The 25,440-nt window shown below is 29.8% G+C and carries 28 protein-coding genes; 20 read left to right on the top strand and 8 right to left on the bottom strand.

The window, feature by feature from the left end:
- Positions 1-330: 330 nt before the first annotated feature.
- The 13 genes from LGK95_RS22300 to LGK95_RS02135 all read left to right on the top strand — a co-directional run bounded on the left by LGK95_RS22300 (position 331) and on the right by LGK95_RS02135 (position 10,349).
- Positions 331-465, top strand: coding sequence for a hypothetical protein (locus tag LGK95_RS22300; RefSeq protein ID WP_264174439.1), 135 nt, complete (start codon positions 331-333; stop codon positions 463-465).
- Positions 458-1,129: a DUF4405 domain-containing protein gene (locus LGK95_RS02190; protein ID WP_226121698.1), complete on the top strand. Its 672-nt coding sequence runs from the start codon at positions 458-460 to the stop codon at positions 1,127-1,129. Before LGK95_RS22300 ends, LGK95_RS02190 begins: the two co-directional genes overlap by 8 nt.
- Positions 1,130-1,379: 250 nt before the next feature.
- Positions 1,380-1,796, top strand: a complete 417-nt coding sequence (locus LGK95_RS02185; RefSeq protein ID WP_226121696.1) for a cupin domain-containing protein — start codon at positions 1,380-1,382, stop codon at positions 1,794-1,796.
- A 26-nt stretch (positions 1,797-1,822) separates the two neighbouring features.
- The gene (locus LGK95_RS02180) at positions 1,823-1,993 is read left to right on the top strand and encodes a hypothetical protein (RefSeq protein ID WP_226121694.1); all 171 of its coding nucleotides are present in this window, start codon (positions 1,823-1,825) and stop codon (positions 1,991-1,993) included.
- 90 nt (positions 1,994-2,083) lie between these two features.
- Positions 2,084-2,221: a hypothetical protein gene (locus tag LGK95_RS02175; RefSeq protein WP_226121692.1), complete on the top strand. Its 138-nt coding sequence runs from the start codon at positions 2,084-2,086 to the stop codon at positions 2,219-2,221.
- Positions 2,178-3,533 carry an MATE family efflux transporter gene (locus tag LGK95_RS02170; protein WP_226121690.1) on the top strand — a complete coding sequence of 452 codons (1,356 nt, stop codon included), beginning with the start codon at positions 2,178-2,180 and terminating at the stop codon, positions 3,531-3,533. Before LGK95_RS02175 ends, LGK95_RS02170 begins: the two co-directional genes overlap by 44 nt.
- 145 nt (positions 3,534-3,678) lie before the next feature.
- Positions 3,679-4,833, top strand: a complete 1,155-nt coding sequence (locus LGK95_RS02165; protein ID WP_226121688.1) for an aldo/keto reductase — start codon at positions 3,679-3,681, stop codon at positions 4,831-4,833.
- 128 nt (positions 4,834-4,961) lie between these two features.
- Positions 4,962-5,339, top strand: a complete 378-nt coding sequence (locus LGK95_RS02160; RefSeq protein WP_226121686.1) for a MerR family transcriptional regulator — start codon at positions 4,962-4,964, stop codon at positions 5,337-5,339.
- A gap of 204 nt (positions 5,340-5,543) precedes the next feature.
- The gene (locus tag LGK95_RS02155) at positions 5,544-6,176 is read left to right on the top strand and encodes a flavodoxin family protein (protein ID WP_226121684.1); all 633 of its coding nucleotides are present in this window, start codon (positions 5,544-5,546) and stop codon (positions 6,174-6,176) included.
- Positions 6,177-6,402: 226 nt separating this feature from the next.
- Positions 6,403-6,942 (top strand): flavodoxin, encoded by a 540-nt coding sequence (locus LGK95_RS02150; RefSeq protein ID WP_226121682.1) that lies wholly within the window; start codon positions 6,403-6,405, stop codon positions 6,940-6,942.
- A 281-nt stretch (positions 6,943-7,223) separates the two neighbouring features.
- Positions 7,224-8,327, top strand: a complete 1,104-nt coding sequence (locus LGK95_RS02145) for a hypothetical protein (protein ID WP_226121681.1) — start codon at positions 7,224-7,226, stop codon at positions 8,325-8,327.
- Positions 8,328-8,599: 272 nt separating this feature from the next.
- Positions 8,600-9,028: a hypothetical protein gene (locus tag LGK95_RS02140; protein WP_226121679.1), complete on the top strand. Its 429-nt coding sequence runs from the start codon at positions 8,600-8,602 to the stop codon at positions 9,026-9,028.
- A gap of 895 nt (positions 9,029-9,923) precedes the next feature.
- Entirely contained in the window at positions 9,924-10,349 is a 426-nt protein-coding gene (locus tag LGK95_RS02135; RefSeq protein WP_226121677.1) for a hypothetical protein, read from the top strand.
- Positions 10,350-10,520: 171 nt separating this feature from the next.
- Here LGK95_RS02135 and ytaF read toward each other — a convergent pair whose 3' ends face one another.
- Entirely contained in the window at positions 10,521-11,135 is a 615-nt protein-coding gene (gene ytaF / locus LGK95_RS02130; protein WP_226121675.1) for a sporulation membrane protein YtaF, read from the bottom strand.
- A gap of 317 nt (positions 11,136-11,452) precedes the next feature.
- On the opposite strand from ytaF, the gene LGK95_RS02125 reads away from it, so the two are divergent.
- On the top strand, positions 11,453-12,634 hold the full coding sequence (locus LGK95_RS02125; protein ID WP_226121673.1) for a cation diffusion facilitator family transporter: 1,182 nt from the start codon (positions 11,453-11,455) through the stop codon (positions 12,632-12,634).
- A gap of 64 nt (positions 12,635-12,698) precedes the next feature.
- On the opposite strand, the gene LGK95_RS02120 is transcribed toward LGK95_RS02125, so the two are convergent.
- The 5 genes from LGK95_RS02120 to LGK95_RS02100 all read right to left on the bottom strand — a co-directional run bounded on the left by LGK95_RS02120 (position 12,699) and on the right by LGK95_RS02100 (position 17,224).
- On the bottom strand, positions 12,699-13,145 hold the full coding sequence (locus LGK95_RS02120) for an RrF2 family transcriptional regulator (RefSeq protein WP_226121664.1): 447 nt from the start codon (positions 13,143-13,145) through the stop codon (positions 12,699-12,701).
- A gap of 315 nt (positions 13,146-13,460) precedes the next feature.
- Positions 13,461-13,760, bottom strand: coding sequence for a hypothetical protein (locus tag LGK95_RS02115; protein WP_226121662.1), 300 nt, complete (start codon positions 13,758-13,760; stop codon positions 13,461-13,463).
- Between the two features lie 26 nt (positions 13,761-13,786).
- The gene (locus LGK95_RS02110) at positions 13,787-14,902 is read right to left on the bottom strand and encodes an amidase domain-containing protein (protein ID WP_226121660.1); all 1,116 of its coding nucleotides are present in this window, start codon (positions 14,900-14,902) and stop codon (positions 13,787-13,789) included.
- A gap of 15 nt (positions 14,903-14,917) precedes the next feature.
- A complete protein-coding gene (locus tag LGK95_RS02105) occupies positions 14,918-15,853 on the bottom strand; it encodes a M15 family metallopeptidase (RefSeq protein WP_226121658.1) in 936 nt (311 codons plus the stop codon).
- A 501-nt stretch (positions 15,854-16,354) separates the two neighbouring features.
- Positions 16,355-17,224 carry an SDR family oxidoreductase gene (locus LGK95_RS02100; RefSeq protein WP_226121656.1) on the bottom strand — a complete coding sequence of 290 codons (870 nt, stop codon included), beginning with the start codon at positions 17,222-17,224 and terminating at the stop codon, positions 16,355-16,357.
- Between the two features lie 417 nt (positions 17,225-17,641).
- Here LGK95_RS02100 and LGK95_RS02095 point away from each other — a divergent pair, with 417 nt between their 5' ends.
- Complete coding sequence (locus tag LGK95_RS02095) at positions 17,642-18,916, top strand: DEAD/DEAH box helicase (protein ID WP_226121654.1); 1,275 nt, start codon at positions 17,642-17,644, stop codon at positions 18,914-18,916.
- A gap of 406 nt (positions 18,917-19,322) precedes the next feature.
- On the opposite strand, the gene LGK95_RS02090 is transcribed toward LGK95_RS02095, so the two are convergent.
- Positions 19,323-19,583: a glutaredoxin family protein gene (locus LGK95_RS02090; RefSeq protein ID WP_226121651.1), complete on the bottom strand. Its 261-nt coding sequence runs from the start codon at positions 19,581-19,583 to the stop codon at positions 19,323-19,325.
- A gap of 329 nt (positions 19,584-19,912) precedes the next feature.
- Between LGK95_RS02090 and LGK95_RS02085 the strand changes: the two genes are divergently transcribed.
- The 4 genes from LGK95_RS02085 (at position 19,913) to splB (ending at position 23,229) form a co-directional block, all read left to right on the top strand.
- Positions 19,913-20,953 (top strand): AI-2E family transporter, encoded by a 1,041-nt coding sequence (locus LGK95_RS02085; protein WP_226121649.1) that lies wholly within the window; start codon positions 19,913-19,915, stop codon positions 20,951-20,953.
- A gap of 29 nt (positions 20,954-20,982) precedes the next feature.
- On the top strand, positions 20,983-21,873 hold the full coding sequence (locus tag LGK95_RS02080) for a putative RNA methyltransferase (protein ID WP_226121647.1): 891 nt from the start codon (positions 20,983-20,985) through the stop codon (positions 21,871-21,873).
- 27 nt (positions 21,874-21,900) lie between these two features.
- Entirely contained in the window at positions 21,901-22,134 is a 234-nt protein-coding gene (locus tag LGK95_RS02075; RefSeq protein WP_226121645.1) for a hypothetical protein, read from the top strand.
- An 84-nt stretch (positions 22,135-22,218) separates the two neighbouring features.
- The gene (gene splB / locus LGK95_RS02070; RefSeq protein WP_226121643.1) at positions 22,219-23,229 is read left to right on the top strand and encodes a spore photoproduct lyase; all 1,011 of its coding nucleotides are present in this window, start codon (positions 22,219-22,221) and stop codon (positions 23,227-23,229) included.
- Between the two features lie 201 nt (positions 23,230-23,430).
- On the opposite strand, the gene aat is transcribed toward splB, so the two are convergent.
- The gene (gene aat, locus LGK95_RS02065; protein WP_226121641.1) at positions 23,431-24,099 is read right to left on the bottom strand and encodes a leucyl/phenylalanyl-tRNA--protein transferase; all 669 of its coding nucleotides are present in this window, start codon (positions 24,097-24,099) and stop codon (positions 23,431-23,433) included.
- 331 nt (positions 24,100-24,430) lie between these two features.
- On the opposite strand from aat, the gene LGK95_RS02060 reads away from it, so the two are divergent.
- Positions 24,431-25,426 (top strand): YbgA family protein, encoded by a 996-nt coding sequence (locus LGK95_RS02060; protein ID WP_226121639.1) that lies wholly within the window; start codon positions 24,431-24,433, stop codon positions 25,424-25,426.
- Positions 25,427-25,440: the final 14 nt, after the last annotated feature.

Genomic DNA, 25,440 nt, shown 5'->3' with positions numbered 1-25,440 from the left:
TGTAACCCATAGAGTAGACAATTTAAAAAAGTCACTCTATGGGGCATTTTTATGGATTATAATGAAAGAAATATGATAAGAGGCGAGTAATTAAAAAAACTCAAATATTGATACAATGAAAAACCCTTGAATTCAGGGGTTTTATTATTTTTTGTTGAAAAACAAGGAAAAAAGAACCTCTTGACTTAAAGCTAACTTTAAGTGTTATGCTTGTTGTAAATACCGAACAACAAATAATAACATAAAAAGGCTATATTCAATAATATGGCAAAGAATAAAAGAATTATTAGATAATGAATGAAGCATTGACTTCTGAAAGGAAAAATTTAAATGGAATATAGACAATTACCTCATGGTGGAGGAAAAGTAAGTACAATAGGAATAGGTGCGGGTAGTTTAAGCGAAGCGTATCCACAGCAGGTGCGTAAGATAATAGAGTATGGTATGGAGGTGAAATATGAATAGAAAATTAAAAATTAAAATAACCATAGACATAATTATGACTATACTTATGCTTTTGGCAATGGCATATCAGTTAACTGGTAATTACCTTCATGAGATAATAGGGGTAACATTATTTGTCCTATTTTTCTTACATAATATGCTTAATATAAAATGGTATAAAGCAATTTATAAAGGAAAGTACAATTTGCGGCGTATTATAAGCACAGTGGTAAATGTGCTTATGTTATCATCAATGATACTTTTGATGATAACAGGAATTATGATATCAAAAGATGTGTTTGCGTTTCTTGAAATAAGTGGTGGATTTGCGGTACGTGGGCTACATACATTTGCAGCTGCATGGGGATTAGTATTTATGTCTGTACATGTTGGGATGCATTGGCAAATGCTTATTAATATGACAACAAAAATAACTGGGCATACTGATAAAAATATAATAGTAACAATTATTATGCGTCTCATAGCTGTTGGTATTGTGGTATATGGAATTAAATCTTTTTTTGATTTGGATATCAGTTCAAAGTTATTCATGCAAACAACTTTTAGCTATTGGAATTTTGACGAATCGATCATGGGATTTTTCTTATCTTATATATCAATTATGGGTATATATATAGCAGTAACGTATTATTTATTAGTTTTAATAAATAAATTTCATAAGTAAAAGATGAGCGGATATAGAGGTGAAATGTATCTCCTCATCTTTTTCAAAAGGTCTTGACTTGGAGTGCACTCTAAGTGGTAGGCTACATAGGTTACCCAAGAAGTCTGAATGCACTTCGCTGTGTAAATGATGCAGCTGCTCAGATGGAGAAATAAAAGCAGAAAACTGAAACTATTACTTGACTTGAAGTTAACTCTAGGTAGTACAATGATTCTATTGTAAATTTTATTGTAAAAGGAGATTATATAATATGAGTAACAAAAAGGAATTAAATAACAATACAATTTTTCCAAAAGGAGAGCCGCTTCCAGAGATGTTTTCCAAATATTTCATTGGACAAGCATATTTAAATATGCTTACGACTACTGGTGTACCAATTGGAAATGTAACATTTGAACCTGCATGCCGTAATAATTGGCATATTCATCATAAAGGTGGCCAGATTCTTCTCGTAACAGAGGGAAGAGGGTGGTATCAGGAATGGGGAAAAGAGCCACAGGAGTTACATCCAGGAGATGTTGTTAACATTCTACCTGAAGTAAAGCATTGGCATGGAGCATCAAATGACAGTGCTTTTTCACACTTGGCAGTGGAAGTACCTGCAGAAGGATCATCTAATGAATGGTTAGAAGCAGTTACAGATGAAGTGTTTGGAGAGCTAAAATAAGCAAAACGAACAGACTATAATCAAAAATGAGAATGACGATGAATAATTTTATTTATGATATTCCAACAAAGGTCTATTATGAAGGAGATGCTTGGGATATTTTGTTGGGCAAGACATCAGTGGTTTCTATGCTTTTATTATTGATTAGTGGACGCTTTGCAAACAAAGCAGAAATAAACGATAATGGTACGTTATAAACTGGTACCTATAGACTAGACACTGATATGCTCCCCTTAAAGTAGACAGATTAAATGATAAAAACCTGATACTAGAAGTGGAGCATTTTTATGTCTAAAAGAACTAAATATACAACAGAACAAAAGAATGAAATATTAGATGCGTATGAGAATGGGCAAGAACGTATAAGCAGGAGGATTAAAATTGGAGCAGACATCTTTACAGTCGAAAAAGTTATTTACAAATAAGAATTTATTTAAATTATTTCTGCCACTTATCATAGAGCAATTTTTAGAATATCTGGTGGGGTTGGCAGACTCAATAATGGTAGCACACGTGGGAGAAGCAGCTGTGTCTGGTGTGTCTTTAGTGGATTTCGTCATGGCATTATTAATTAGTTTGTTCGCAGCTCTAGCTACTGGTGGTGCAGTAATTGCAGGACAGTATATGGGCAAGAAACAGATGAAAGAATCAAGAGAAGCAGTGGATCAAATGGTATGGTTTGTCGGTATCTTTTCCATCATAATCATGGTCATTATTTATTTGATGAAACCGCTTATTTTAAATGGTCTGTTTGGGCAGATAACGGATGAAGTACGTGGGGATGCAAATACATACCTGATGATTACAGCAATATCCATTCCGTTCCTTGCACTATATAATGTTGGAGCTGCAATTTTCCGTACTATGGGTAATTCCAAACTTCCCATGAAGGTGATGCTGGCTATGAATATAGTACACGCAATAGGAAATGCAATACTTATTTACGGCTTCAACTTTGGAACTGCGGGTGTTGCTATACCCACCTTGATAACACGTATTGCGGCTGCAATTATTATTATCACCTTAGCTTTAAACAAAAGGAATGCAATATATATAAAGAAAAGTTTAAAACATAAATTTAACTGGCCAATGATTAAAAAAATCTTAAGTATTGGTGTTCCATTTGGAGTGGAAAATGGTTTGTTTTATCTGGGAAGAATTATTGTACTCAGTCTTGTTGCTACTTTTGGTACGGCAGCAATTGCAGCAAATGCGGTGTCAGGTACAATTGTAATGTTTCAAGTGTTACCAGGTATGGCAATTGGTCTTGGATTAACTGTGGTTATATCAAGATGTGTCGGTGCAGGGGATTATGAACAGGCTAAATATTATAACAAAAAAATTATGCGTGTTGTGTATGCATCTCATGTGGTGAGCTGTGTATTGGTACTTGCATTATTGCCTTTCATAATGAATGTTTATGGGTTATCTGAGGCTGCAACGACCTTGGCCACTCAAAATATTTGGTGGCATGCAGGATTTATGGTTGTAATTTGGCCGCTTGCTTACACTTTACCAGTGACATTTCGCGCATCTGGAGATGCCAAATTCCCGATGATGGTTGCAATTTTGTCCATGTTTTTCTGCCGTATTGCACTAGCTTATCTGCTAAGTATTTATTTTAATATGGGAATGTTCGGCACATGGGTGGCTATGTTTATTGACTGGATTGTTAAGGCAATCATTTATGTATGCAGGTATATGAGTGGAAAATGGACTACGTTTCATGCAATTTAACCGATAATCTGCAATTCCTGCTTTGGTAAATTCTTTATCTATCATAAAGAAAATGCAGGTGTAACTATGACTGATAAGGACTTGGAAGTGGGAAAGTAAGTAATACGTATTTTATACTATAAACAATTATTTGGAGGTACATGATATGGAATATCGAATTTTAGGAAGATCAGGAATTAAAGTAAGTGCCATTGGTATTGGCGGTGAGGGATTTGAGAAAAAAAGTTATGAAGATTGCGAAGCAATTATTGATTGTGCAATAAATGAAGGTATTAATTTCCTTGATATATACAATTCAAATCCGGAAGCTAGAAGTAATGTTGGCAAAGCGTTAAGTAAATATCCTCGAAGTAGTTTTGTTATTGAAGGACATCTAGGTTGTACCTGGGATGGAGGACAATATCGGCGTACCAGGAATTTAAATGAAGTTGTCAATTCATATGAAGACTTTTTAACTAGAATGAAGCTCGACTATGTGGATGTAGGGATGATTCATTATGTTGATGATCAAAAGGATTTTGATAACATTTTTAATGGAGAAATAATTAAATATGCAAAAGAATTAAAAGAAAAAGGGATAATTAAGTCTATAGGACTATCAACACACAATACAGATATTGCTTTTAGAGCAGTGGAAACGGGAATAGTTGATGTAATTTTATTTAGTATCAATGCTGCTTATGATATGTTACCAGCCAGTGAAGATGTAAACATATTATTTGAAGAAAATACTTTTAAAAACAGGACTTATGAAGGTATTGATCCAAAACGTGATAAGCTATACCAAACTTGTGAAAATGCGGGTGTTGCTTTAACTGTTATGAAAGGATATGCTGCCGGAGTGTTACTAAATGGCAAAGAATCGCCTTTTGAAAAAGCACTGACCCCGGTACAATGTTTACATTATTGTTTAACCAGACCGGCAGTTGCTTCAGTAATGGTGGGAGTAGATAATAGGTCTCAAATACTTGCAGCAACAGTCTATGCTACTTCCAGTAATAAAGAAAAAGATTATAGTGATGTTATTGCAAATGCTCCAAGAAGTTCATTTAGCGGACATTGTATGTATTGTGGACATTGTGCCCCATGTTCAAAAAAGATAGATATTGCATCAGTAAATAAATATTTAGATTTAGCATTAATTCAAGACGATGTTCCTGAAACATTAAAAAATCATTATGACTTATTAGAACACCACGCAAGTGAGTGCATAGAATGTGGAGCATGTATGAAAAACTGTCCATTTGGTGTAGATATTATTAATAAAATGAAACAGGCAGTTAAACTATTTGGCAATTAGACAATTATACAAGTAATTGAAAAGATTAAAAAGTACTTGACTTGGGATTAAAAGCGATTCCAAAATTATTAAAAGAATTGGCAAATACATTTGAGTAGTTACGAATAGAAGATTGGAGGAAAGCAAAGATGACTATTAGTGAAGTAAGTAGAAAATTTGACCTTTCTCAGGATACATTGCGTTATTATGAGCGTATCGGACTGATACCAGAGGTAAACCGTACGAAAAGTGGTATCAGGGATTATACAGAAGAATCCTGCAGATGGATTGAATTAGCAAAATGCATGCGTTTGTCTGGAGTGCCAATAGAAACCCTGATTGAATATTGTGCACTTACACAGCAAGGAGACTTGACTATAACAACCAGAAAAGAACTTTTAGTAGAAGTGCATAAGAAGCTTGTGAAAAGAATGGAAGATACGCAAAAAACGTTAGACAGACTGAATTATAAAATAGACAGATATGAAAAGGCAGAAGTGACAGGCGTTTTGTCTTGGGATAAGTAGAATAACGATTTGTAACAGGATTAGAATCTCCGTACTCTTAAAATAGAGAGTATGGAGATTTTTTTGATAATAATTTATGAAAGGTATTGACTTGGAGTTCACTCCAGGGTGTATGTTTTTAATGTGGAAATAAATCTAGATACATTAAATGCACTTAATTACATTAATGAAATGGTTTCGGAAAATAACTAGGAGGCAAACATTATGAGAGTATTATTAGTTAACGGAAGTCCCCACGAAAAAGGCTGTACCTACACAGCTTTAGATGAAGTGGCAGAGACACTTAAAAGAGAAGGTATTGAGACAGAGACATTTTGGATTGGTACAAAACCTCTTTCAGGTTGTATTGCTTGTGGGACCTGTGGTAGAACAGGACGTTGTGTATTTGATGATAAGGTAAACGCGTTTCTTGAAATAGTAGGAAATTATGACGGATTTGTATTTGGTTCACCTGTTCATTTTGCGTCGGCTGGTGGTGCCATTACTTCGTTTATGGATAGAGTCTTTTTTGCTGATTTATGTTCAGGAAAGCAATCATTTTATTTAAAGCCAGCGGCGGCAGTTGTATCGGCCAGAAGAGCTGGAACAACTGCGACGTATGATCAGATGAATAAATACTTTGCGTTAATGCAGATGCCAATTATTCCATCTAACTATTGGAATATGGTTCACGGTTTTACTCCAGAGGACGTAAAACAGGATTTAGAAGGGTTACAGATTATGCGTATTCTTGGAAGAAACATGGCATGGTTTTTGAAAATAAAAGAAGCTGGTATCAAGTTAGAAGTTCCATTCCCAGAAAAGGAAGAACATATTCAAACAAACTTTATTCGTTAAAATTAAGAAGAAAGCAAGATTATAGTAACAAATACATTTTAAACAAATACTTTTGCTAAATAATTAAATGCAATAAGATGTTTAAATAAAGTAATACCGGAGTAGAATTTAATAAATATTAGGAGGAAAATTATAAGACAGTTTAAAAGAGGTTGCAACAACATTTGATAAATAATTTTAACTCAAAGAGTATTATAAAATAAGAAAAAGAAAGGGAGAACAAGAAATGATAAATTTAAAAGAAGAAAAATGTCTGATAGCCTATTTTTCACGTGAGGGAAATAACTATGTTAGTGGAAGGGTTGTGAACTTGCCAATCGGTAATACAGAAGTAATTGCAAAGATGATTCAGGAAATGACAGGAGGTAATCTTTTTCGAATTGAAACTGTAAATTCTTATCCTAAGGATTATACAGAAACTACGGAGGTGGCACAAGATGAACTGCGCGCCAATGCCAGACCTGAACTTACGAATCATGTGGAGAACATGGATTCTTACGATGTGGTATTTTTAGGTTATCCAAATTGGTGGGGAACGATGCCGATGCCAGTATTTACGTTCCTGGAGGAATATAATTTTTCTGGAAAAACTATTATTCCATTTTGTACTCATGAAGGAAGCGGGTTAGGTCATAGTGAAAAGGATATTGCAAACATATGTCAGAAAGCAACACCTTTGAAAGGTTTGGCTATTAATGGCTCGCGTGTTAATGCGGCGAAAAAAGATGTCACTAATTGGTTGGATAAAATCGGTATAATTTCATAACTCTATTCTAATTATAATTAGTCGCGGGTTTTACTGGTGGAGGCGGACCTCATCATAAATAAAACCGTTACATGGGAGGTCTTTTAAATTTAAGTTATAACTTGATTAGAGTAGGAATAATCCTATTTTTGTTTTTTAGTTTGCGAAAAAATCAGATTTATTAAGAAGGTTGATAAATCATCTAACCAAATTTTGTATAATTATAAAATATTACCTAAATTATGATATAATATGGATATATATAAGAACAAGTAAAAAATAATTATATACGAGGGGATAAGATGAAGAATTTTAATAATTTCTTAAAAAATATGTTAATTAATGATTTAGAATGTAAGGCATATTATGAAAGTAAGAAAATATTAGAAAAAAGAAAACCTTTTTATGTATCAAGACAAAAATGGTTAGATATTCGTAAAGTTGCTATAGATAGATTTGTAGGAGAAAATAAAAATTCTAGAAATATTAGGGAGCTTGAAATGAGTACTTGCTATAAACTTTTAAATAATAATAAGCCTTCTTATATTAGTGACAATGAATGGGATTATATATTGAAAAAGTCTACAGAGGCATTAGAAGAACAAATCAAAAAAATAGTTTTGGAAATGATTTATTACAATGATTTTTCGGCGCTTTTAGGTTTGAACAAACCTCAAAATATTAAGCAAGATATGTGGAATATAATACAAAATGAAATTTTTGATGTATTTATATTGTTAAAAAAACACAATGCTAGTCAATATTATTTTAATACAGAAAAAATACTTGATTTACTAAAGGAAAGAAAACAAGATGGAATGGCAGAGGATAAGTGGCTGGATTATTATAATTTTTTAAGAGAATTGTATTTGCAAAATTTATTTAATAAATTATATTCTATAAAGTCTCCAATTGAATTTATAAATAATCATCCACTAGAATATTTAGAAGTCGAAAAAATTTATGAATTAAAGCATAAAGCATATAGATTAGAATTACTTGCCTTTAAAATACTTTGTTATACTAATAATCCGAGAGAATTAATTAAAAAGAAAAAACCTGCTTGGATTAAGGATATTGATTTTAAAATAATACTATTAGAGTTAAAGGGTAAAATTGAGATTGATGAAAAGAGAGAAGAATATAAAGAAAAACTACAATTAATTAATGAAATTTTAAAATGCAATAAATTAAAGATGGATACACCCAAAAGTATAAATGAAGAGGACTGGTCATATTTACGTGATTTAGAAAAAAGTATAAAAGGCAAAATAGATAATAACAAGAATAATGATAATGAAATTCTACTAAATGATAAAGCGAAAAAACTAATTGAGGATGAAGAAGAAACAAAATATTTAAAAAAAATCACAAATATATTAAAGGATAATAAATTAGTATATTAGGTATTCGAATAAAATTTAAATATTGCTTTATTTTAATCTATACATTGCATAATGGTGTATATCAATATAATAAGAATAATTGATTAATAAGGATTACATTATAGTAAACGGTTAATAAAATTTTACTAAATAAATATAAAATAAATATAAATAAAATACGGCATAATATATATAAAAGCACGGCATAATATAAATAAAAGCATTAGGAAACAATTGAATTATGTAATATGCCCTAAAGGGATATTTGAAAATAAGTGAAGGGTGTGTGGAAAATGAATAAATTAGAAAAACTAATAGATGCAGGATTTAAGGTAAAAATCCAGACAAGTTCTAAATTCTGTTTAACTTTAGATGATGTAATTCCTTGTATGAGCTTTAATTCGGATAGTATAGAGGGAGCTATTGATTCAGCTTATGACTATGTAAAAGAACAAAAAAAATTAACAGATAAAAAAGAAATAGAAAAAGAAAAAACAGATTATAAAATTATAATTGATGTACCGCAAGAACAACCACAACAACAAGAATTAAAAATTGATGAAGAAATGCTTAGTGATGAATTCAAGACTACTAATACTATTAGATTATATACATATGTGTGGGATCAGTTTAAAAGTTTTACAGAGACATATGAAGAAGAGAAAAGCATGGATTTAGTGAGTATGGCACTTCTAGAATATATTGATAAATATAAAAAATAATATATAAAAGTTGTTTAATACATTTAAAGAATATGGTGTTAGCAAAAGGCTAACACCATATTTTTAGTTAGATTTATAGTTATTTAGATACTCTTCAAAAGAATCATATTAATAATATGTTTGTAAAAAATAATGTTATTAATAGGTAGTACAATGTAATGAATTAAGTAATTATATATCGGAGGGAAACATTATGAAGAAGATTTATTATTATTGTTTACAGTGTGCTTGGTACATTTTGCTAAGCTTTATAGCTTTAACATATTATAGGACTTATGGATGGGCATTTTTAGTAATATGTTTTATCACATTATACATAGGGGATAACTTAATAACAAAGTTTTTTAAACCAAAGAGCTAAAAAACATTTTTATAAAATATATTATAGGTTAATACTATTGTTTGATTAACTATTTATTCACATAAAAGAAGTTCAATCTATAAGATTAAACCTCTTCTAAAACATTTAAGCTACCATCTACTTAGAGTACAGTGCTCTACTAATAGTATATGTAATTATGGTTAAAATGTGCTACTATATATTTATTTTTTTGAGCTTATTATCAATTTGTTCATAATGTATATTATTAATAATAAGTAATATTATAAATCTATTTAAGAAATCATATTAAAATTTATAATTTGTACCGTACAATTATAAATATACTGCAGTTTTGTTTTTTTATTTTTCAAATTATAAAACACCTTAGAGAATATTTACATATGATAACATTGAGGAGGTAATAAAAAGTATCTTTTTTATCTTGTTTGAATAGTTAAATAGAAGAAAGATAAACTAGATATGTAAAGATATAGTTATAACAAATGCATATGTAATATACAACAAATTACCTTTATTTAGCACAATAAATGTTTTATATGGGGGGTGAGTGAAGTGAATTGGAAAGAAGAATTAGTATTACAATTTCGAAATATGACTATTGATAGAAATATTATCAGTAAATCAATACAAAATTTTGTTGATGTGTTTAATAGTAATTTAGACAAATATAATATAAAAAATATTAGGGCAACAACAGATTCAAATGATTATATAGATATAAAGAATTATAAAAAAGTTGAAATAAAATATTCAGATACCAACGTTACTTTTACTTTATTCAAAAAAGACGGAGTAAAACAAAATATATCCATTAAGCTAAGTATTGCTAAAAAAGTTGGGGGTTATTTCCTTCAGTATATTAATACAGAAGAACGTAATCCAAAATTGAAAGCATTTATTGACGAAAATACTATTGATGGGATTTTGCAAGATTTATTTGAACTAAATGAGGAAGCAATAGCTGTGAATGAAAAATAATTACTTAAGAGCATCCAATGGGTGCTTTTTTTCTGTTATATTCTGTTATAAAGCAACAAGGGCACAAGCACTGCTTATACCCTTTGACATTTTTATTTCATTTTACAATATTTTCACGTTTGGTAATATAACAAATTTGTACGAGTTACTTTTTCTATAGGTATAGAGCTGTTAGTAAATAAATTCAATGATGCCAAGTAATATTAGCAAGATTCCTGAAAATAATGGTGCATATCTACCTAGAATTTTACCTAAAATATGATTGCCTGCAGATACACCAAATATAATTGCAATTATACTTAATACAAATGTGGATAGGACTGTAAGTGGAATACTAACTCCTGTAATACTTGCAGCTATTCCTGTGCCTAAATTGTTAAAGGTCAATCCCAATGAAACAAGAAGAGCTTCACCCATACTTATGTCACCAGAACTATCTAAATCTGATTTTTCAGCATATTCAATCATATCAGTAATGTTTTTTAAAGCAAGCTCTTTTGGTTTAGTGTTATTTACAAGTTTTATTAAGCTCTGTGTTACAAAGTATAGTCCCAAAATGATAATAACTATAGCACCTAAGATATTAGCTACAGAGTGAGGTAAAAGTTTTGATATATATGATCCAACTAACATTGATAAAAATGTTGCTGTAGATGTTACAATCGCTATTATAAGATTTGCTATTATACTTACCTTTACTTTCTTTATTCCATAAGCTATCCCTACTACTACGTTATCTAAATTAGAGGACAAGCTAAATGATAATGCACATAAAATTAACACCATATATGTTCTCCCTTTTTATCATTTACAGTCTAATATATGGGTTAAAAACTTATATGGTGATTAAACACTTATCTTAAATTCATCTGCGAAAAAAGGTGTATTATATATAATCTATATAAATAGGTTGTTATTTATATAGATATTAATAGAATTGAAACTACCAATTTCAAGAATTAAATTGGGAACTATAAAGATATAAAATAAAATTAAATCATTAACTACTCCTGTTGCATAATAATAGTACTAGGGTTAATTATTAAGATAGTAGGTTTGAGCATATTTACATTAATAATACGTTATATAAGGAAGTGTATTACATGAAAATCATATTTGATTTTTTAATAAAAAAGTTTATTAAAAATCATTCTAATGTAAGTTCACAAGAGGTAAGGCAGTCTTATGGATGGCTAGGTGGCATAGTAGGATTTATAATCAACACAACAATACTTATTTTAGAACTTATTGTAGGTCTTTTCCTAAATAGTATTTCTATTACAGCAGATGCCGTACATAACTTAACGGATGCTGTATCTTCTATAATAACAATTATAAGCTTTAAATTAGCCAATCGCCCTGCTGATTCGAAACACCCATTTGGGTATGGTAGGGTGGAATACATTACTTCATTGTTATTTTCTCTATCGATTCTTATAGTAGGATATGAATTTATAAGAAGTTCTATAAGTAGAGTTCTTAATCCTGTTAGTATTCCATTTAATATGGTTGCATTTTTGCTAATGTTATTAGCACTTCCTCTCCAAATTTTTCTTGCCAGATTTACTAAGTATATTGGTACGAAAATTAACTCCTCGGCTTTAAAAGCAGCGGCAGTAGAATATTTAACTGACATACTTGTACTATCTATGGTAATTATATCACTAATTATATCTAGATTTACAAACTTGCCTGTAGATGGGTATGCAGGCATAGTTGTATCACTTTTCATACTACACTCAGGATTTGTACTTTGTAAGGAAACATTAGACTATATATTGGGAAAAGCTCCTGATAAGGAATTAGTAAAAAATATTTATACTGAGGTTTTAAGTTATAAGTATATTACTGGAGTGCATGACTTAATTATTCATAATTATGGACCAGGTAGATATATGGTTTCGCTACATGCAGAAGTACCATGTGATATTCCCATAATGCGAATTCATGATGTTATTGATAAGGCAGAAAAAGAAGTAGGAGAGAAACTAAACCTTTGCTTAGTTATTCATATGGATCCGTTTAAAAGTGATAGCCCAGATGTTATTTTTTTAAAAAAACAGTTAAACAATGAGTTATCAGTAATTAAAGGAATCCAATCAATGCATGATTTCAGAGTCGTAGGTGATGTAGATGCAAAAACATTAATTTTTGACGTAGTAGTAGATAAATTATATTATAATGAAAAAGCTAAAGGTGTTATTCTTATGAAAATAGAGGAGGGGGTAAAAAATATTTCACCACAACATCGATGCATAGTTACAATGGATCAAGATTTTTATTAAAATAAATTTTGTGCAAATAAAAGAAGAAGAATAACACTTAATCATAAGTGTTATTCTTCTTCTTTTAGATTATAAAGTCTAGGGTATACTCAGAATTCATACTATTATATTTTTCTACAAGATCCTGTAATGTGACAGAGTCCATAACTTTATTAATTTGTTCATTAACTTCTTGCCATACTAGAGTGTTTATGCAAACTTTGATGGTTTTATCTTGTCCTAACGCTCCATCATCATCTCCTGTAATATTTAAGTCACCTTCAAGTATTCTTAAAACTTCACCTACTGTAATTTTTGAAGCCTCTTTTGATAGTGTATAACCACCCTGTGAACCTCTTGCGCTTTTTACAAGTTTTGCTTTTCTAAGTATTGAGAAAACCTGTTCTAAATAATTTTCTGAAATTGATTGCCTCTCAGCAATAATTTTCAATGGTATATAGTCACCAAATGAATGAACTGCAATATCAACCATTGCTCTTAAACCGTATCTTCCTTTAGTAGAAATATTCATTGTATGTTATTCTCCTTATCTATACTAAAATATATATGTAACACATAATATAATATCTATTTACTATAGTAAATGATACTATATTGAAAAGAATAAGTCAACTTAAGCAGTTATAAGGGGGGTCATGTAATTATCCTTTCATTTATTCCATATAAAATTTTAATATGCCTATTCAATTGAAATACCAATTTTAACTTTGTACGTTCACTTAATATATATTTAGTAATAATATTGATTTAATACTAAGTGCAAATTAGAAAAAGCCCATGATACCCACAGGATTTTTCTAATATAGTTTGATAAAAAGAAATATAATTATATATTCTCAAACTCGTTTAAAGTTTTTATTTTGTTTTCAACTTTTACTTTATCGCTCCTTATATTATCCAATTGTTGAAGCAATTTCTTGTTTTCTACTTTTATAGTTTTGCTTGAAGCGTGTTGTAGACCAGTTTCTGCAAGTTCTAAGGTATACTGTATTTCTTGTTCAAGTTTACTCTTATAAGTCTCTTCAAATTCTTTTTCTACTTCAGTTAGCTCTTCATTTAATGTTGTTTTCATACTGTCAATGACCTGCCTTGTAACTTCTGATTTAATTTGTTCTTCAGTTTTCATAGTAATTTCATCTCCTATAGTTTAGATTAATAATGAACTCTAATTAACCAAAATTTAATGTTTTTATCACTCCATCCAAGATCCCAAGGAACTCTACTTCTATCTGAATTGTGACAACTAACCAAGGTGTATCCTCTTGAATCAGCGCCTGTAACAACTGAAATATGAGTGATGTCATTTTTCTTTTCATAAGCAACAAAATCTCCTGGTAATAGTTTGTAACTGGCTTTATATACCTTATCATAGCTACCATATGCAATTGTTGATGATCTGCCACTGTATGTCATATAACTTTTAAAGCCATCTGCGTTAAGCCAAGCTTTTGTGGCTCCATTTTTATCATAACTCCAGGCCGAATTTTTTCTGAATTTGGCTCCCTCAAAAAGAATTTGAGATGCAAAGTTTGCACAATCTCCACCTTGGGGATTATAATCTCTATACTTTTTGTTATACTTATATTCAAACTCTAATGAACTAGCAGCACCGCAATATTTATCGGCATATTCTGCAGCATCTTTCCTTCTTTGATCTATGGTAGATAAATCTCTTGAATTTTGTGATAGTATATATTTTTTTATAGAATCTGCTTTAATATTACCTAAATCCAAAGAATTAGCAAAAGGATCCTTATACCATTCTTTAGAGATTACCCAAGAATTATCTTTACTCATAAGCTGTAAATTGTGATAGGTTCCAATTTTTGAAATATTTTGAACTTCTGGATGATCTTCATATACATACTTATATTCCGTGGAACATAATAAATAAATTGAAAAATTATTATCGATGCCTCTAACTTTTTTTACAATTACTGTAGGTGTAATACTTATAAATTTAACTCCTTGTTTTTGTGCCCAATTATTAATGTAGTCCATCTTTCTTTTTTCATATTCATAAGCCCAAGTTCCATACTTTGTGTCCATATTATAAAGTGATTGTATAAGTTTTAAATCACCACTAAGTATAGCTTTATTTCTCTTGATAAAAATTTGTTCAATGTAACTGGTAACTTCTTTTTTTGATTCATCAGTTACAGAATATGCGTAATTATTAGCATATATTTGAATCAATAAAAGAAGTATTATAAATACAAATAATTTGATTATTGTCAATTGTGATCTTTTTATTTTATAAAAATTCATAATATTATACTCCTATTATTTTATTGATTTGTTTATTTTTTCTATGACGTTTTTTACGTATTCTTGTTGAATAGGTGCACCTTCATACCATATTTTATTAGAATCAATGTTATTTGTAAAAAAATTAGCCTTTAAAATAATTTCTGGTCTATATTCAAAGTGGAGTATATCAAAGTGTGACCATTTACCTCCCCAAACAAAATTATTATTTTCAAACACTTTTACTAGCTCACTCGGATAAGAGGCTAGCCTTTTATTGCCTGCTTCTTTCGACGCCCATTTCCAATAATCTCTTTTATCACTAGCAAGATCTATAGCAATTCCGTATGAATGGGGGCTTAATCGACCTGTACCTGAAATCACGCGGTAATTAAAAGTACCACTACAAGGCAAAAGGCATTTCTGTACATTTGCATTGCTCTCCGACATTGGCATTAATTGATTCATTACAGCACTAAGAGAAACTGCAGCTCCACTACTACTGTTAAATTGGTAATTATGATAACAAACATTAACTTTTGTTAGTTTTAATTCTATTGATCCTTTAGAGCTACCATAAACTTCGGATAACAATCCATAATTTCGGAAACGACCAGGATCAAAATCTTCAACCATAATAGATTTTATAGGAGAAAGAGGATAAAGTTGTTCTAGTGTATCTTGAAGGTCTGGATTTGCTAATTTTTCTTGAGAATTTTTTGTTTTTTTATCATCATAAATTAGCTTTTTACCAGATTTCATTATCAAATATACATAATCATTAGATCCTTCAATATTCGTAATATATTCAGGATAAGCTAACATTAAGCACAGTAGATCTTGTTTCATTGTTACATTATATTTATTAGTGATTTTTTTCTTATTAGTAACATCTGTAGCCGAGGCTTTTGCTATATTACCTGTATTAAGAAGTAAACTAATAAGAATTGTGAAAGTGAAAAATTTTCTCATGATAATATTCTCCTCCTTAAAAAATTAACACTGTTACTAAAAATATCATGATTTTAAACAAAATCAATTTGTTATTTAATAATACATTTGCTATATAATATTGCCTATGAGCTATTATTATATGTGTGGATATATTAACAATATTAGTGTAGCTATTTCCAATTCAGATATAAAAATAATAATGTTTAAAAATATGTATTTTTTTAAAAATTAAATTATGTGTTTATTAAAATAGAGCTAGTTCTAAGGCGAATAATTTTATTGTTAAAACTGAGAGCTATTTAGAAGAGAATTTAACAGAAGGATAATTTGAAAAAATGTCTATATAAGGGTGGCTTAGAACACTTTGAGATGTATGGCGTTAAATAGATTTATTAAGGTTAAACAGGCATCATAATTTTGATACCTGTTTTATGTTTTTTACATTTGATTATGATATGTCTTCAAATTATTATTAATAGAGAGGCAATAAAATTTGTAAAATATCGGTATTGCCTGTTATTAGCCATTTATAATGTTACCGCCATTTACATGAATAGTTTCACCACTTATAAACGATGCACCGTCAGAAGCTAAGAATACATAAGTTTCAGAGAGCTCTGCAGGTTGACCTGGCCTTCCCATAGGCGTATTGCTACCGAATTTACCAACCTCAACAGCGCTAAAGGAAGATGGTATAAGAGGCGTCCATATTGGACCTGGAGCCACTGCATTTACTCGGATATTTCTACTTTCAAGGGAAAGGGATAAAGAACGAGTAAAAGTAATTATTGCTCCCTTAGTTGATGAGTAATCAATTAAAGATTCATGTCCTTTGTAGGCTGTAACTGAGGACGTATTTATAATTACAGCTCCCTCTTTTAAATGTGGTAATGCAGCTTTTACCATATAAAACATACCGAAAATATTAGTTTTAAACGTTCTCTCTAGTTGATCTTTTGTGATATCTTCAATACTATTTTGAGGATGTTGTTCCCCGGCATTGTTAACAACAATATCTATTTTTTTGAGGTCTTTTATTGTTTGGTTTATGGCATTTAAGCAGAAAGTATCGTCACCTATATCTCCGGGTATCAAAATACATTTTCTACCTTTTGCTTCAATGAGTTTTTTAGTATCTTCTGCATCTTCATGCTCATCAAGATATACTATCGCTATATCAGCGCCTTCTCTAGCATATGAGAGAGCGACCGCTTTACCAATGCCACTATCACCACCTGTTATTAAGGCAACTTTATTCAATAACTTGCTAGAACCAATGCAATTTGGATTTTCAAAAATAGGTCTCGGGTTCATTAATGTTTCAAAACCTGGTTGCTTATCTTGTTTTTGCTCTGGCACATTTTTTGGATAATTAAAATTCTCGTTCATATTATGTCTCCTTCTGTAAATATAATATATTTTCTAGATATAGTTTGTGGTAAATCAATATTTATATTCATTTTATAGAAATCATAATCTTATAGTGATTAGGGAATAGCAAGAATACGCGAAATATGTTATAATTAAGAAATATGAGTGCAACGAACATTAAAATTAAAATAATTATATAATTGAAGTTGATAAAAGTGAAACATATTTATTTATATATCAAAGACCCATAAAGTCTGAGCTAAATGAAGATTAATCAGCCTAAATCTGCTCATATCACTAATAAAAGGTGGTTTCTTAGATGCAATACAATCATGGAAGAAAGTTGTTGTTTCCAATTTTCAAGAAGATTCATAACAGGATATTAGTGATTTGCGACATTTAAAGTTCAAGACAGCCACTTCCAAAGGAGAAAAAATGTTATTCGAAGACTTACAACTTATTACACCAATAAAAAAGGCCTTAAAAGATGAGGGGTATGTAGAACCTACTCCTATACAAGAAGCTGCTATTCCTAATATATTAGAAGGTAAAGACTTTCTAGGCTGTGCTCAAACAGGCACTGGAAAGACCGCAGCTTTTGCAATCCCTATACTACAAACTCTTTGCGGAAAACAAAAGGTTATAAAGGGACCCAAAAATATAAAGGCATTAATTTTAGCACCTACTAGGGAACTAGCAATTCAAATTGGGGAGAGTTTTACCTCTTATGGTAAATACATGAATCTTTCTAGTACAGTTATTTTTGGTGGAGTATCACAAAAACATCAGACTGATGCTTTAAAAGATGGAGTGGATATTTTAATTGCAACTACAGGTAGACTACTTGACTTAATGCAACAGAGATTCATTAATATACATCATGTTGAAATGTTTGTGCTTGATGAGGCAGACCGTATGCTTGATATGGGTTTTTTACGCGATGTAAAAAAAATCATAGCACAACTGCCTAAAGTTAGACAGACTATGCTATTTTCAGCAACTATGCCACAAGAAATTGAAAAGCTAGTTGATTCTATTCTTGTAGACCCAGTAAAGGTAGCAGTGACTCCTGTTTCGTCAACTATTGACCTTATAGAACAGGCAGTTTATTTTGTTGATAAAAAAGACAAAAAACAGCTACTTATTCATTTGTTAAAAGATAAATCCATAGTTTCTGCTTTAGTATTTTCAAGAACAAAACATGGGGCAAATAAGATTACTAAGGATCTTAACAATGAAGGAATAGAGGCTCAAGCTATTCATGGCAATAAATCGCAAAGTGCTAGGCAACTTGCATTAAATAATTTCAAAAGTGGCATAACAAGAGTACTAGTAGCAACAGATATAGCAGCAAGAGGTATCGATGTTGATGAATTATCTCATGTTATTAATTTTGATTTGCCGAATATTCCAGAGACCTATGTTCATAGAATAGGGAGAACTGGAAGAGCAGGACTCGGTGGAGTTGCATTATCATTTTGTGATGTGGAGGAAAAAGCATTTCTTAAGGATATTGAAAAAGTTATATCGAAACCAATACCAGTAATAGAGGATCATCCTTATCCTGCAAGCAATGTACAAGCAATAGTCAACAAGGATGAAGTTAAAAGAACATCTAATTCAAAATCGCGTTCAACTGGTTATGCAAGAAAAAATGGAAGAAATCAAGGTGGAAGACAACAATCTAGAAATTCTAGTACGACAAGATAAGATGAAAAGCATAAAGCCAATGATTATATAATAATCATTGGCTTTATTACTCTGTATTCTAATTTTAATACAGAATTATTTAGTAGTCACCGTTCTTAGCCCTTGCAATACTTTCTGCGCCTAAAATAACGAATAATTTTTTAATTAACATAACTAACATCTCCCTACTATAAGTTTAATGTTTGCTTGTCGACTACAATAATAGTATATCCAGCTATTCAAAAAGAATACATGATATAAGCAATAAAAAGTTAATTATAAATAACTACTACTAAAGTTATTTATAATCTTTATTTAGTTTAGAAGAATGCGAGTAAATATGGTGAAATGTACTAAATTAAAAAATGTAAAAAGGTGATTTAAAACATCTTTTTACATTTTTATTGTATAGTACATTTAAAGTTTTTTATTTAAACGCCTTTTGAAATATTAAATTTATAATACTTTTAGAGGCAACACCTTCATGTACTTTAACTCCATCGACATAGTAAGTAGGCACATAATAGTAATTATATTGTTTTGCTATATCTGGTTGAAGCTCTTCATCTATTATTTTAACTTCAATACCTGCATATTCTGGATTTTGTTTTTTTATGTTTTCCATAAAAGCAAGTGCTTTTTTACAGTACGGACACCATTCAGTTACAAACATAATTACTGGTTTCATTTAATATCACCACCAAACTTTTTCATTATAATCTATAATAATAAACATATCAATAGGATACACGATATTTTTTATGCTAAGTGCGTATTAAAATACTATATTTTTTAATACTATAATAACTTTTGACATTAGATAGAATGTAATTTTAGTAATATATACTGTGTATTATTATATAAAACAATTAAAATTTTTGATAGTAATTAATAGAAATAAGTTATATAATTTGCTATAATGAACTAGTCGAAAAATAATTTATTATAGAAAGAATCAGAAAAAAATTAATAAATTATTACAATTAACTAATAAAAGAAAATAAAGGAGTAACTTAAATGCAAACAATAAAACAGTTATGTAACAAAGAATTATTAGTGAAAATTCTATTATTAGCAACGATAGTACTATTCTTATATTTAATAAGATCTATATTTAATTTAATCCTATTAACTTTTATGATTACTTATTTGGTTAATAGTATGCAAAGTTTATTAGTTAAACAAATAAACAAAGTTATAAAAATTAATCCAACAATTATTACTATAATTATATATGTGTTTATTACAGTTACTATAGTTCTTCTTGCTGTGAAATATATACCAATTGCTATTTCTGAAAGTATAATTATTTTAGATAAATTGGAATATACCAAATTCACAAAAGGGACAAAAGGGGTTATGTTATATTTATCACCGATATTTAATAGAATTGATATAGCAAGTTATGCTAAAGCGGGTATACAAAGTATTATGCTTTTTGTAACTAATTTGGGAAAATGGAGTATAAATTTTTTCATGGCACTCTTATTAAGTTTAGTGTTTATTCTACAAAAAGATAGCGTTTTAAAATTTGTATACAAGTTTAAACATAGTAAAGCATCTGTGGTATATGATTATCTTAGCTATTTTGGTAATAATTTTTTAAACTCATTTGGAAAGGTAATACAGGCTCAAATAATGATAGCTATAACAAATACAGTATTATCAATTATAGGACTTACTATAATGGGCTTTCCTCAATTGTTCGCTCTAGCATTTATGATATTTATTTTAAGCCTTGTACCTGTGGCAGGAGTATTTATTTCACTAATACCATTGTGTTTAATTGCTTTTAAAATAGGTGGATTAATTAAAGTAGTTTTTGTACTTGTAATGATTTTTATAATTCATGCTATTGAGAGTTATATTTTAAATCCAAAGTTTATGTCTGATACAACACATCTTCCAATATTTTTTACATTTGCAATATTAATAGTGTCAGAACATTTTATGGGAACTTGGGGCCTTATATTGGGCATACCAATATTTATATTTGTATTAGATTTAGTTGGGGTGGAGTTGAACGAAAAAAGTAACTCAAAAGTTATAAAAGATTAATTGCTTAAGATAATATATTAGCCCATTTAGTGGTTTTTAAGGAAGGCAGTGATAATGTGTCAATAGAAAATCTGGAATCTATATTAAAATGTCCTGTATGCAATTTAAGTTTGAAAAAACACGAGAAACAATATGTATGTTTAAATAATCATACTTATGATATTGCTAGTAAAGGATATATTAATCTTTTATTAGCTAATCAAAAGAAAACAAAAGATCCCGGGGACAGTAAGGAAATGATGGAAGGACGTAAGGACTTTTTAAATAAGGAGTATTACAATATATTTTCCGAAAAATTGAATGAGGTAGTAATGTTAAATGTAAGTGAAAGTAATGTAAATATACTTGATGTTGGTTGTGGCGAAGGATACTTTTTATCAAAATTAAAAGAGTCCATATATAATAAGAAATCTAATTATGCTGTAAATAAAGAATTTGATTTCTACGGTGTAGATATTTCAAAAGCTGCTATTACTCATGCAATTCAAAGAGATAAAAATATCAATTTTATAGTAAGTAGTAATTTTAATTTACCTATTATGTCAAACACAATAGATATTATTATCAGAAATTTTGCACCTTCGGATGAGACTGAACTTAAGAGGGTTATAAAAGATAATGGTAAATTAATTGTTGTAACTCCTGGAATTGAACATTTATTTGGGCTAAAAGAAATATTATATGTAAATCCTAGAAAACATGAGGAAAAAGAGACGATTTTCGAGGGGTTTAAGTTAATAAAGAGCACAGAAGTTAAGTATAATATTCAGCTAGAAGATTCGGTAAGTGTAAAGAATCTTATTACAATGACGCCCTATTATTGGACGTTTGACAATTGCATGAGAGAAAAAGCAAGCGATACATCTAAGCTTGCAACCGCACTCCATTTTAACATAAGTGTTTATGAAAAAAGTAAGTAAAATAAATAAGAAATTAGAGGTGCATCTATGACTAATGATGAAATGTATAAACGTATAATAGCTATGACTAGTATTAAAACTGCGAAAAGCTTTATCAAGACCTGTGATATAAGTAAAGGTGACCTAGGCAAGCTTTGTAAGAAATTTAATATATTTGTAGAAGGAAAAGCTACTAAGGAAGACATGATTGATAGATTTCTAGGTGAAACCTTGGGCAAAAAATTAAAAAACAAGGTAATTAATAAATACAATACTAGATAAGAATTTAAAACAAGCTAATTTTATAAAAATATAAGACGTATAAATAACTTTATTTAATAAAATAATACCTAAGAGGTGAAAATTATGAAGTTATTTATACCAGATGTTGCATATATAGATCCCAAAATACTTAAGTATGAATCAGCAAAAAAAGTTATAAGATATTTAGAAAAGTTAAATGTACCAATAGTTAATTCTAAAAAGGTGATAATAGATAGTGGGTCACCTGAAAAAAATTATGCGATAGCTAAAAAAACTGTTTTATTTACAACGAACGGGCAAAAAAAATTAGTAAGTTGTAAACCATCTGCAGATTATCAATTCTCTTTATCAAGTTCCTGTCCAGCTAATTGTGAATACTGCTATCTTCAAACTACACAAGGTGAAAAACCTTTCATGAAAATTTTCCTCAACATTGAAGAAATCTTGGAAGTCATTAAAGGTTATATAGATGATAATAACCCCAATATTACTGCTTTTGAGTGCGCAAGCATAACTGATCCAATTGCTCTTGAACATTTAAGTGGAAATTTAAAAAGATGTATTGAATTTTTTGGTGAAAGCTCTAAGGGTAGGTTAAGGCTTGTAACTAAATTCGATGATGTCAATCAATTTCTGAAGTTAAAACATAATAAGCATACAAAGTTTAGATTTACGATAAATACACGCTATGTAATAAATAACTTTGAACACAATACTTCAGATTTTCATGAGAGGATAGGAGCTGTTAGAAAAATTGCTACTGTAGGATACCCAATAGGGTTCTTAATTGCACCTATTATGATATATAATAACTGGAAAGAAGAGTATAAAGAGTTAATAGACCAATTAAAGATAGCACTAGAAGGTTATAATGAAGAAATAAGCTTCGAACTTATTCAGCACAGATTTACAAAGGCCGCAAAGGAACTTATAATTCAAAGATTTAAGAATACTAAGCTTGACTTAAACGAAGACATGAGACTATTAAAATGGGGACCTTATGGTAAATTTAAATATGTTTACAAGAAAACAGAAAGTGAGGAAATAAAAAACTATATTTCTGAACTCATAAATAATAATTTTGAAAATGCAATAATTGATTACTTTACTTAGTTCTAAATAGTAGCAGGAAATATGAACTTAGAGAAATTACATATCACTATTATACACCTAAGGATGTTTGTGTAACTTTTAAATTTACTTAAAAGAAATTGGTAGAGCTTGAATTTGATTTTAAAAGGTAAGATAGTAATATTAATAAACCAGCATAAGGGACTTGCCTTTATGCTGGTTTGTTTTAATAATACATGCAACTTAAAAGCGTAATTTAAGTGGAAGGATAGAAATCCCTGTTTCTACAATTTCTAAAAACTTCTCTCTAGGCATATAAACTGCTCCTAAACTTTCTAAATGATCTGTATGAACTTGACAATCTATAATACTAAATTCCTTTTCGACCAGTACCTTGCCAAGAGAAATAAATGCTGCTTTAGAGGCATTATCCATAGTTGAAAACATTGACTCACCAAAGAAACATTTTCCCAAACTTACACCGTATAGTCCACCAACTAATTTATTTTGGTGCCAAGTTTCAACAGAATGGGCAAAGCCTAGTTCATGAAGTTTACAATAAGCTTCTATCATATCATTTGTGATCCATGTACCTGTTTCTTTTCTAACATTTGAACAATTAGAGATAACATCTCTAAAACAAGTATCAAATGTAATTTTATATGTATTCTTTTTTAGTAGTTTTCTCATAGAGTGAGAAGTTCTAATATTATTTGGATAAACAATAAATCTTGGATCGGGTGACCACCAAAGTATTGGCTCGTCATCTGAGTACCAGGGGAATATTCCATTAGAATATGCAAGTAATAATCTTTGAACGGATAAGTCACCCTCGATGGCTAAAAGACCATCATCATCTGAAAGAGATGGGTGAGGGAATACTAAATCGTTTGATAATCTATAAATTGTCATAATAGACTCCTCTCAAGGTATATATAAGGTTCAGTATATACTATAATAAGCATCCTTGCATGGTTTCATCTTGATGTTCATAGTATTACTAGAAAATTGCTTGAACTATATAGAATAAGATAAGAACTGGTAATGATTTTAAGCGAAATAACATAAACACATTTGGAGAAGTGATATACTCAATATAGGAAATGGTTTAAAAAGGACATTAAAGAGCATCATAAAAAGAGTGTAAGCAAAAAAAAATCAAAAATAATATTGATTATATATTAAAAAATATTAATATGATCCATAGAAAATTTTTAATTAAAGTGCTGAGAGGATGTTTTATATGAAGTTGTCTTATAAAGAAAGAATAAATAATGTAAGACCAGTAGTTGTAGTGAGTAGGTGTTTGGGATTTGAGGCTTGTAGATATAATGGCCAGATGGACGGTTGCAACTTAGTAGAAAAATTAAAGGATTTTGTAGATTTTATAACAGTATGTCCAGAAGTGCAAATAGGGCTTGAAACACCTCGGGAAGCTATAAGAGTTGTTAAAAAGGATGAATTAGCACCTGTAAGATTAGTGCAACATGAGACTGAACGGGAACTAAGTAAGGAAATGTTTGAATTTGGAGAAGAATTTCTTTTAACTCTTCCTAAAGTTGACGGTTTTATACTAAAAAGTAAATCGCCATCCTGTGGCATAAAAGAGGTCAAAATTTATAAAGGTATTCAAAAAGGTTCTGCCTCTGTGAAGGGAAAAGGATTATTTGGTGAGCTTGTAATGGAAAAATTTACTGATATACCTGTTGAAGACGATGGAAGGGTTAAAAACTATAATATACGACAACATTTTTTAACAAAGTTATATCTCATGAAGAACTTTAGAGTCATAGAAGAAAGTATGCTTATAGAGGATCTAGTGGAATTTCATAGCACTAACAAACTCCTTCTCATGTCATATAATCAAAAGCAACTGAAAATACTAGGAAGTATTCTAGGTAGACATGGAGAATTAAGTGCAGAGCAAGTTTACGAAGAATATGCTAAAAACCTTTCTCTTGCTTTAAATAAGCTACCAAGATATACTTCTAATATAAATGTACTTATAAAATCTATGGGATATTTTTCAGATAAGTTAACACATAGAGAAAAAGAATTTATTTTAAATACTATAGAGCAATATAGAGAAAGTAAAGTACCTTTTAGTGTTCCTCTTTATGTTATAAAATCTAATGCCATACGTTTTGAGAAAAAAAACCTTGTTAATCAAACTTTTTTTGAACCTTATCCATTGCAATTGGATAATGTTACTGATTCTGGAAAGGGAATCGACAAATAAGACAATAAATTTAC

The sequence above is a fragment of the Clostridium algoriphilum genome, from assembly GCF_020443705.1.
In the GTDB taxonomy this organism is placed as follows: domain Bacteria; phylum Bacillota; class Clostridia; order Clostridiales; family Clostridiaceae; genus Clostridium_AD; species Clostridium_AD algoriphilum.
Note: the sequence above shows the minus strand (reverse complement) of the source record. Positions and strands in the feature narration are given on the sequence as shown.